Genomic DNA, 675 nt, shown 5'->3' with positions numbered 1-675 from the left:
CTTCACGGTCGTTGATGATGCGCGAGCGGCGGACGATTTCGCCCCAGCGATTGCGAACGGTGACGATGCGGTCGCCGTTCGGCATGACGATGACTTCACGGATCTGGTCGTTGGACAGGCGGTCGTAGCGGATCTGCCGGTCGCGGGCCAAACGACGGTCGTCGTCGCCGCGGATCACCAGCCGGCCGCCGATATTGATGACGACGCGATTGCTGCGATCGTCGACCCTGCGGCCGCCGGCATCGTCATAGCCCTTGAAGCCGGGAATGCGTTCGCCTTTGTCCTGCAGCACCGGCCGGATGCGGACCTCTTCGTCGTTCTTGAAGCCGCGCTGAGCGTCCTTGTCGGACTTGGGCGCCTGGACATCCTTGTTCTCCTCGCGCAGCTGCTTGCGGCGATTGCGGTCAGTGCCGCGATTGTCGGCGTCCTTGTCGCTGTCGAGCACGGCGGCGCCGTTGTCGACCGGCAGCACGACGGTGTCAGTCGTCTTCGACGGATCGGCGGCAATGTCCTTGGCTTTCTTGACGTCGACCGGCTGGGCGTTCTTACGCGGCTTGTTGTTCTCGTCGCTCGTGGCGTTCTCGTCGGTCTGCTGCTGATCCTTCTTCTTGGTCTGGATCTTCTCGATCGAGCTGCCGGAATTGTCGGTCGGCTGCTCGGTCTGCTCCTGATCCT

At 63.4% G+C, this 675-nt stretch carries 1 protein-coding gene; it reads right to left on the bottom strand.

Translation table 11 applies throughout. The features are described 5' to 3' along the window. Window positions 1-675, bottom strand: a 675-nt coding sequence (locus tag AC1D0P_RS26680) for a hypothetical protein (RefSeq protein ID WP_477679483.1), incomplete at both ends; no start/stop codon positions are given.

Source organism: Polaromonas sp. P1_G2 (assembly GCF_056405515.1).
This window is presented reverse-complemented; position numbering and strand designations above follow the sequence as displayed.